The organism is Synechococcus sp. H55.9, from assembly GCF_047462355.1.
GTDB lineage: Bacteria > Cyanobacteriota > Cyanobacteriia > Thermostichales > Thermostichaceae > Thermostichus.
On the sequence record NZ_JANSJB010000040.1, the window covers coordinates 12540 to 21037 of the forward strand.

General features: G+C 59.0%; 13 protein-coding genes. 5 read left to right on the forward strand and 8 right to left on the reverse strand.

Going from position 1 to position 8498, the window contains the following annotated elements; translation table 11 throughout:
• Nucleotides 1-77: 77 nt before the first annotated feature.
• From NW857_RS06940 to NW857_RS06965, 6 genes are all read right to left on the reverse strand, one after another.
• Nucleotides 78-1247, reverse strand: a complete 1170-nt coding sequence (locus NW857_RS06940) for a class I SAM-dependent methyltransferase (protein WP_414368446.1) — start codon at nt 1245-1247, stop codon at nt 78-80.
• Between the two features lie 94 nt (nt 1248-1341).
• Nucleotides 1342-1515 carry a hypothetical protein gene (locus tag NW857_RS06945; RefSeq protein WP_414334564.1) on the reverse strand — a complete coding sequence of 58 codons (174 nt, stop codon included), beginning with the start codon at nt 1513-1515 and terminating at the stop codon, nt 1342-1344.
• Between the two features lie 45 nt (nt 1516-1560).
• Nucleotides 1561-2088, reverse strand: coding sequence for an NAD(P)H-quinone oxidoreductase subunit J (locus NW857_RS06950; RefSeq protein WP_414334563.1), 528 nt, complete (start codon nt 2086-2088; stop codon nt 1561-1563).
• Nucleotide 2089: 1 nt separating this feature from the next.
• The gene (locus tag NW857_RS06955) at nt 2090-2830 is read right to left on the reverse strand and encodes an NADH dehydrogenase subunit K (protein WP_414334561.1); all 741 of its coding nucleotides are present in this window, start codon (nt 2828-2830) and stop codon (nt 2090-2092) included.
• Nucleotides 2821-3183, reverse strand: coding sequence for a photosynthetic/respiratory NAD(P)H-quinone oxidoreductase subunit C (ndhC, locus tag NW857_RS06960; protein WP_414334560.1), 363 nt, complete (start codon nt 3181-3183; stop codon nt 2821-2823). Before ndhC ends, NW857_RS06955 begins: the two co-directional genes overlap by 10 nt.
• A gap of 112 nt (nt 3184-3295) precedes the next feature.
• A complete protein-coding gene (locus tag NW857_RS06965; protein ID WP_414334559.1) occupies nt 3296-3544 on the reverse strand; it encodes a hypothetical protein in 249 nt (82 codons plus the stop codon).
• 287 nt (nt 3545-3831) lie between these two features.
• Here NW857_RS06965 and NW857_RS06970 point away from each other — a divergent pair, with 287 nt between their 5' ends.
• From NW857_RS06970 to NW857_RS06980, 3 genes are all read left to right on the forward strand, one after another.
• Nucleotides 3832-4482: a LexA family transcriptional regulator gene (locus tag NW857_RS06970; protein ID WP_414338809.1), complete on the forward strand. Its 651-nt coding sequence runs from the start codon at nt 3832-3834 to the stop codon at nt 4480-4482.
• Between the two features lie 144 nt (nt 4483-4626).
• Complete coding sequence (locus NW857_RS06975; protein WP_414334555.1) at nt 4627-5460, forward strand: OmpA family protein; 834 nt, start codon at nt 4627-4629, stop codon at nt 5458-5460.
• Nucleotides 5461-5564: 104 nt separating this feature from the next.
• Nucleotides 5565-6038 (forward strand): ATP-binding protein, encoded by a 474-nt coding sequence (locus tag NW857_RS06980; RefSeq protein WP_414334553.1) that lies wholly within the window; start codon nt 5565-5567, stop codon nt 6036-6038.
• Here NW857_RS06980 and NW857_RS06985 read toward each other — a convergent pair.
• On the reverse strand, nt 6035-7165 hold the full coding sequence (locus NW857_RS06985; RefSeq protein WP_414368449.1) for a geranylgeranyl reductase family protein: 1131 nt from the start codon (nt 7163-7165) through the stop codon (nt 6035-6037). The genes NW857_RS06980 and NW857_RS06985 overlap by 4 nt on opposite strands.
• 200 nt (nt 7166-7365) lie before the next feature.
• Here NW857_RS06985 and NW857_RS06990 point away from each other — a divergent pair, with 200 nt between their 5' ends.
• Both NW857_RS06990 and NW857_RS06995 read left to right on the forward strand, forming a co-directional pair.
• Nucleotides 7366-7653, forward strand: a complete 288-nt coding sequence (locus NW857_RS06990; RefSeq protein WP_414334549.1) for a hypothetical protein — start codon at nt 7366-7368, stop codon at nt 7651-7653.
• A gap of 155 nt (nt 7654-7808) precedes the next feature.
• Nucleotides 7809-8120, forward strand: coding sequence for a hypothetical protein (locus NW857_RS06995; protein WP_414336599.1), 312 nt, complete (start codon nt 7809-7811; stop codon nt 8118-8120).
• Nucleotides 8121-8123: 3 nt separating this feature from the next.
• Here NW857_RS06995 and NW857_RS07000 read toward each other — a convergent pair whose 3' ends face one another.
• Complete coding sequence (locus NW857_RS07000) at nt 8124-8309, reverse strand: hypothetical protein (protein WP_414348795.1); 186 nt, start codon at nt 8307-8309, stop codon at nt 8124-8126.
• Nucleotides 8310-8498: the final 189 nt, after the last annotated feature.

Below are 8498 nucleotides of genomic sequence, written 5' to 3' on the forward strand. Positions count from 1 at the left end.
CCCCCACTAAGGTAGGGGGATTTCCAGTCCTACCTATAGTGAGAGTGGCCGCCAACAAGCAATTCAAAAAGTAAGGCTCATGGCCTCAGCCCCAGCTCCGGCCCGCCAAAGCCCTGCAGAGGATGAGCATATTCTGAGCTGGTCAGACCCTTGGCCTGCACCAACACCCCAAAGCTCCCCAACCCCATCGGATCCAGGAGGGCGTGAAGAGCGTATCGTCGCTGCAACACCTGGCCCACATCCACAGCTTCGCCGTCAAGCGGGTCCTCAATTTGGCCGAGAGCGGCCAGCCGCTCGGTTAACCCCAGGTTCACCAAAAAGCTGCTCTGCCGGGTGAACCCCAGATACTTCAGCCCCAGCGATTCTCCCACCTGCTCTAGGGTCGTAAAGTCCACATGGGCCGTGAGATCCTGGGATCCCACCTGAACATAGGGATCCGTGTAGCTGCCGTGCCGTCGGTAGGCCAGGAGCGTGCCTTGAGCGCGCTGGGGGCTATAGTAGCGCTGGGCGGTGTGGCCGTAATCGACAGTCAGCACGTAGCCCCGCCGCAGCTTGCGGGCCAGGAGCTGCAACCACTCCAGGGCTTTCAAGTTCACCTCGGTTTGGTAACCGGACGGATAGGTTTCTATGGGGATCCCCAGACGGGCAAAATACTCTCCCAGCTCAGGAGTGGACAGATCCCCCAGCACCTCCCGGAAGTCGGCTGCGGCAGCATCGCCACAAGCGACGTAAATTTCCCGCAACGCTCCCTCTTGCACCTGCACCCGATGTACCGGAAAAGCATCCACCAGCTCATTCGAGAAAAAACAGCCGATGACCGAGTCATCCGGGATCTCATCCCAATCCAGCCAGCGCACCTTTTCCCCAAAAGGGGCCAGTCGCTCCTGCTGTAGCCGACGCAGATGGGCAGAACGCTCCAGGATCCCATATTCCAGCACCTGCCAAAAAAGGGGGTGAGCAGAGCGCACGTAGGTCAGCCAATCCTGGGCCAAACGGCCGCTGCCCGCCCCCATCTCGATCACCCTGAAGACAGAAGGGGATCCCAAAATATTCCAGAACTGGCGGATCTGCTCCGCCAACAGTTGGGCAAAATCTGCCGCCAGGTGAGGAGAGGTCAGGTAGTCGGTGCCAACCGGGGATCCCCGCTCGTAATAGCCCAGCCCCGGCTCGTAGAGAGCCCACTCCATAAACTGGGCAAAGGTCACCGGCCCCTGAGCGCGAATGCGGCTGCCGATCAACTCCTGCAACCTCTGTGTGGACCGAGGTAACAACCAAGGCAAACTCAGGTCGCGCCGGGGCTGCTCAGGAACGATCACAGGTGGGGGTTCCAAAGATCCAGACTCACTTGCTCAGAGGGCGACGCCAATTTTGGCGAAACTGACGGTTCGAGACCAACAGCAGCGGCCAGAGAGCCGATACCAGCCACTTTCCGGATCCCGAATAGACGCGATCCGCTTTGCGGGCCGAGTACCAGACTCCACCTGCATAAATTGCCAAGAGCAAAAAAGGCCACATCTCAACCCATCCTGTTAACGCTGCTCAGCGAGTGGGGATCTCCGATCAGTAGGCATCCTGCAGCTCATAAAAGTCAGGCGTGATGTAGTCTTTGCGCAGCGGCCAACCAATCCAGTCTTCCGGCATCAAGATCCGCTTCAAGTTCGGGTGTCCCTCAAAAACAATGCCATACATGTCGTAGGTTTCTCGTTCCTGCCAATCCGCCGACTTCCAGATCCAATACACGGAAGGCAGCCGCGGATCCTGGCGAGGCAACTTCACCTGTAGCCGCACCTCTTGCGGGCGGTCTGCCCCATCCGATAGCTTGATCAGATGGTAGAGGCTGACCAGTGGCTGACCTGCCCCCAAGTCGTACCCACACTGGCACTGCAAATAGTTGAAGCCGTAGGCATAGAGGGCGGTGCACACAGGCAGGAGAAAATCCCGCTCCACCTCCAACAGCTCCACCCCCGCCGCATCTTTCCCCAGGTACTGGTGGTCAAAACCGTTGTCGGCCAGAAACTGGGAGACCGGGCCGCGCTCCAACGTCGCTAACGGTTCCGCTTGCCTTTCCTGAGCTTTGTCCTCTGCCATCTTACATCCCTCCCCGCAAAGCTTTGAGCTGCTGTTCCGCCTGCTTGAAGTCGGCAGTCTGCAAGGCCGGCGGCACCGGCAAGCCGATGGCAGCCGCCAGTTCCGGCGGAGGAGCTTGGCGGGTCTCGCTCTCCAGATACTTGCCAGTGATGATCTCCGGCACCGGCTTGAGGTTGTGCTTGACCGTGTAGTAGCGGTGAGTTTGTTGCAGGCGGCCCCGCTCCCGCATGTCTTCAGCGGCGATCTTCTTGCGCAGCTTGACAATGGCATCCATGATCGCCTCCGGGCGCGGCGGGCAGCCGGGAATGTACACGTCCACGGGGATTAGCTTGTCCACCCCTCGCACTGCCGTGTAGGAATCGGAGCTAAACATGCCGCCACTGATGGTGCAGGCCCCCATGGCGATCACGTACTTCGGCTCAGCCATTTGCTGGTAGAGCTTGACCAGCGCCGGGGCCATTTTCATAGTGACCGTGCCCGCCGTGATGATCAAATCAGCCGTGCGCGGTGAAGACCGGGGCAACAGGCCAAAGCGGTCGAAATCAAAGCGGGATCCCAGCATGGCGGCAAACTCGATGAAGCAGCAGGCGGTGCCATAGAGCAGGGGCCAGAGGCTGGACATCTTGGCCCAGTTGTACAGGTCGTTCACCGTCGTCAGAACGACATTGTTGGAGAGGTCGGTGGTAACCTGGGGGGCGGCCCCTGGAAACAGAACCTGCGGTTTCTCAGACGTCATGACCATTCCAATGCTCCTTTTCTCCAGGCGTACACAAGACCCACCACAAGGATGGCGATGAAAATCAGGGCCTCCACAAAGGCCAGCAACCCCAAGCGGTGAAACGCCACCGCCCAGGGATAGAGGAATACGGTCTCTACGTCGAAAATGACGAAGACCAAAGCAAACATGTAGTAACGGATGTTGAACTGGATCCAGGCTTGCCCAAACGGCTCCATGCCCGACTCATAGGTGCTGCGGCGTAGGGATCCCCGCCGCTTGGGAGCCAAGAGCGCAGAGGCCCCCAGCGCTAAAATCGGCAGCAGAGCGCAGACGATCAGGAAAACCAGCAGATACTCGTAGCCGGACAGAACAAACACAACCTCAGACCGCCTCAGTTGCTCAACATTTAGATACGTTTTCAGTATAGAGCCAGTCTGGGATTCCCCTGCGCCCTCGAATCTTCATTCTAATCATCAGTTCTGGTGATGATCACGATTGCCGGGAGCGGCGTTTTTCCAGCCAAGCCCACACTCCGCTCACCACCGCTCCGGCCATCAGGATCCCCAAAGCCGGCTGAAACAAAGGCAGCCACAGCCGCACCCAAAGCTTGTAGCCCAGTGGGATCCCGACAAAAGCCCCCGTCACCGAAAAGACAAACCAGACAAACCCGGCGAACACCAGAAAGACAATGGCAATCAGGAAGTTATCCAGCCAGCGCTTGAGGTCAGAGGAAGTCATGGAGATTAAGGCAGAACAGCTTGAAGTCAACCCAGAAGCAATATCTGAACCGAACTTTTTGGCTATCCAACGCTGGGCCAGCTCGGCTCTCGCCTGCCGTGAGCAGGCTCCAAAACCACACTAACGCCAGTGCAGTTCTCCTGCCAGCCTACCGACAGCATTTGAGAGTTGCGATTCCCTTGGTCAGCTCAGGTGGGAGATTGTCCCCCAATCGGCTGTACCGGCTGTTGACTTGTCAAGATATAGTGGTGAAAATCTGCTTATACACAATCTGTAGCGCTAAGCCGATGTCCATCTTCTCGAGCTCCTCTTTTGCAGACCGCTTACGACAGGTGATCGGCGACGAGGCCATTTATGCGTTTGGGCGACGGGCCGGCATTAGCGATACGGCCTTGCGCAGCTACCTGAAGGGATCCGTGCCCGGCATTGACAAGGCGGTGAAAATTGCCCAGGTGGGCCAAGTCAGCCTCAATTGGCTGATCACAGGGGAGGGATCCCCACGCTTGGATTCCGACTCGAAGGCAGAGTATGTGTATGTACCTTTTGTCGATGTGGCCGTCTCTGCGGGAGCGGGGGTGTTGGTGCGGGAAGAAGCGATCGCCGCGGTGATGGCTTTCGAGCGAAACTGGCTGCGGGCCCATTTGAAGGGAAACCCTGCCAAGCTGAGCCTGATTCGGGTGCAGGGGGATAGCATGGCTCCCACCTTGGAGGATGGCGACTGGATCTTTGTGGAGCGGCAGGAGGGTGGGGATCTGAGCTGTGAAGGCATTTATGTCTTTCAGATGGATGGGGATCTGTTGGTCAAACGACTGCAGCGCCTGCCCGGATCCCAGGTGAAGGTGATCAGCGACAATCCCCGTTTTCCTCCCTTTGTGGCGGATCCCGCCAACGGATTGACCATCATAGGGCGGTATCGAGGCCGCCTTAGTTTTGATTAGCCCTTTGAACGATGGCGGGAAGTGGCAGCTTGACCGACCGAGAATCCCCTCGGCGAGCTCCGGTCGCCGGCTAGGATCGCTTTCTAGAGTTGAGTGGAGTTCCCACTCCTTGCCTGCGTCCATTTAGCCGGAGGTTTGCCCAGGATGCCTCGCTCGTCCCAGCGCTCAACGGTTGCTCTCAATTTCCTCAGTGGGATCCTCTTGGTCAGCAGCGGGATCTGGCTGGGGATGGAGCTTCCCCAGCAGGCTCAACCTCAGCCCCAACCGGAGACCAACCTCTCTGCCGGTCAACCGGCTCCGCCTACACCAGCGATCTTGCCCACCCTGGCCCCACCCCAGGCCAATCCGCCGCTGGCCAGCCCAACGGCCAATGCAGATCCAAATGCAGATCCAGAGGAACGTCAGGCGAGCCCCACAGATCTGGAAACGGAGATTCGGGAAATCCGCCAGCAGGTGATCCAGCTCTTGATAAAAATTGAGGAACTGGAGTCGCGGCTGCAGCGGCTGCGTTCTCAAACAGCCCCTGAGCCCGTCAGGGAATCTTCCACCGCCGCCGAGATCGCTCCAGGGGAAGCCAGCGTTCCCGCCCCGACCCCAACGCCGACTCCCACCTCTTTTCAGGTGGGAACCCAAACCATCAGCCTGCCGGGGGATTTGCTGTTCGATTTTGACAAGGCCGAGATTCGACCTGAGGCGACCTCGCTGCTGGCCCAGGTGGCGAAATCCTTGGAAGCCATGCCCGGCGCCCGCGTTCAAGTGAACGGTCACACCGACAACATTGGATCCCTAAACTACAACCTGGCTCTTTCCCTGCGCCGCGCCAACGCGGTTAAAGACTATTTGATGAAACTCTTGCCGGAAGGCCATCCCATCAGTTGGACAACCTCTGGCTTTGGCCCTACCTTGCCAGTGGCCGATAACGACACAGAAGCCGGACGGCAGCGGAACCGCCGTGTGGATTTGATCATCGCTCCCTAGCTTCCCCCCCAAAATGGGGGATGACATATTCTGGCAGGGCTTTGGTCTAGAATCTGGTAGGGCCAAATGGCTTCAGGTTCAATCCCTATCGTTGGGGTTCGGTTTTGAACGCAGCAGGGATCCCTTCGGGTGAGAAGCAGACATTTGCGCTGAGGGTTGAGACAACTCTCGACGCTCTTGGCCAAGTTTTAACCTGGTTTGAATCTTTTCGAAATGCCGGCATCCCGGATCCCATTTGGACGGAATGTCAGTTGGTTTTGGCGGAGGGGTTTACCAACGCCGTTCGCCACGCCCACCGCGCCCTGCCTCCCAGTACGCCCATTGATATTGAGCTGATCCTGATGCCGCAAGAGCTGGAGTTGCGCATTTGGGATCAGGGGCAGGAGTTTGACCTGGAGGGAGCTTTCCGGCACCTGGTGGCCAACCCCGATCCCGAATCCGAGGGGGGACGCGGCATTTGGCTGATGAAGGCTCTCTCCACCCACCTGAGCTATACTCGTCAGGCGGATGGGCGCAACTGCCTGTTGATCGGCAAGCGCTTCGACGATCTAGCTCAAGTCTATCGGTGCCAGGCCTAGGTGAGCAGGCCGCCGCTTAACTTGCGAATGGCCGAGCTGGCCACATCGCTGTAGCGCAGTTCACCGGCCAGGATCTGGCCCATACGCCGAGTGGCTCCTGGTCGTTTGACGCCCACCTTGTAGCCCACGCCTGGAAAGCGGTAGAACAAGGCCGCAATCCGTTTAGCCCAGCGCATCTCTGAGCCCCATTCCTGTTGCACGCGGGCCGAGTAGTTCGCCAGAGCCTCTGTGTTCCCCGCCAGGGCTTGGTCGATGGCCTCTGCCGCCAACATGCCGGTGAGGAGGGAAGGGCGGATCCCCTCGGCGGTAAACGGATCGACGACGCAGGCGGCATCCCCCACCAAGAGGGCATTTTGGCTGTGGAGCGGTTGCTCTTCATCCCAGAGGCAGATGGGATGGCCGAACTGCTTGACCGATTTCAAGTCTACGCCGAAGCTTTGGGCATATTGGGCGGCAATTTCCCGCAGGTTTTGTTTTTCTCCACCGCGAAAGGTGCCGGCCCCGATCGAGTAGCCATCGGCCTTGGGGAAGTTCCAAAGGTAGCCATTGCTCACGGCGCCGAAGTCGAAATGGGCGGCTGCAGTTGGCGGTTGCCCAACGGGCACCTCTGCTTCCAGGGCGGCGGCTAGACGACGGCGGCGTTCTTGAAAGCCCAGCCACTTGGCCATCGAGCCTTTTGCCCCATCGGCTGCGATCACATACCGACCCCAGACAGGGCCGGTGCTTGTCATCACTTGCCAGCGGTCGCTTTGCCACTCGAGGCCGGAGACGGGGCATGTTGCCTGGAGCGCTGCCCCTTGCTTTTGCGCCTGCTGAATCAAGTAGTGGTCGAAAACATCCCGCCGCACCATCCAAACGGGTTCTTGCAGATCCAGGTCGGCCACCACCGGATCCCCGCCGCGCCAGGTGTAGCGAATTTGCCGGATCTTCAGGGAAATGGCGGGGCTGAAGTCGAAGTCGAACCAAGCTGCCACCATGGGAGAGACCCCGCCCCCACAGGGTTTGTAGCGGGGCAAGGGATCTTTTTCCAAGACCAGCACCGAGCGCCCCCGCTTGGCCAGATGGTAGGCAGCAGAGCCGCCGGCGGGGCCAGCACCGACAATGACACAGTCGTAAAGCTGCGACATAACCTGCGATTCCCCAGCTCCCATGTCCTGGGCTTTGTTTATCGGCTTCTAGACTATTATGGCGGCAGCAAATCTACCCGCCTGTTTTTGGGAAGCCCATGCGAATTCGATGGCAACGGCTTGCCAACTTGCCCTTGACTTGCTGCTATGCCGCCTTCAAACCCTCTAGCTCGCTTGATCTCGTTGGATGAGGAAACCCCATGCACGACCTGGACAGTTTGCCAGAACCGGTAGCCGACGCCCTAATCAAAAGCCTGCTCACGGATGTGGAACGGCTGATCAACCAGCACGGCCTGTCAGAGGTTCTGGTGGGGTTGGCCATGTATTGCAATGTGCAGTTCAAGGCCAAGTTCAATAAACCCAACCGCACCGAAAAGGATGAGGAGCTGGGATTTTATTTCCGCGACGCTGCCAAAGCCCTAGAGGTGGCGGCCAGCCTCACCTACCGCACCATCGATCGCTCCCGGCCCAGCCAGCCCAACGCTTAGAGAGTAGGGATCCCGCCCTCACCCCTCTCCCAGCCCTCACCCCCAGCCCCTCTCCCTGAAGGAGAGGGGAGGTGGCGAGTGCTCTGGGGTTTGGGGTGGCAAGGGATCCCCCTGGGTTCTTATGCTGGTGGGCGACAGTTGCAGTGAGGCCGAGCGTGAGAGTTGTCTGGGAACGCAGCATTTACGGGGGCAATGGCCGCGTGCCCTGCATTATCTGCGGCGGATGGGCCACCCCGATCCAGAAAAAGGGGCAGCAGGTGCTGCTGGCGGTGGTCTACAACGACCGGGGCCAAATCTATGGCGAGATCTGCCGCAGTTGCCTCAGCCTGGGGGCCAAGGGCATCAAAGAGTATCTACGGGAGCGGATTGCCCGCCTGCGTAGACAACTGCAAGACCTGGAGGAGCTGGAGCGGGGAGAGGTGCAACTGCCCACCTTGGAGCAGGAGCTGAGCGCTTACCTGGATTGAGGACTACCCTTTCTGCCGCTCAACCTCGAAATCCCGTTTGGTATGTCGCGGGATCAACTCCAGCCGATCAATGTCGTCTCGCCAACTAGGGGGAACTCTGCGAAAACACAGGCCAAACAGCTCGTGGGCTAAGGCAATCCGTTCTTTGTCAATATGCAGGTAAGCCTTGCCGAATAACCCGTCTACCATCCACAGCTCTATCGCCCAAAGGAGCGGTATGAGCAGGTTAAGCAGCAGATTCATCCTCAGTCTCATCCCCAAGCCCTCTCCCTTGCCGCAGCCGGCTGTGACCTCTGCTGCTTGGCTTGCTCTCTTGAGTGCCGGCTTGAGTGGGGCTGCTCTCTGTTTGGCAAGTTTGGCCCCTTGGAATGCCCTCAG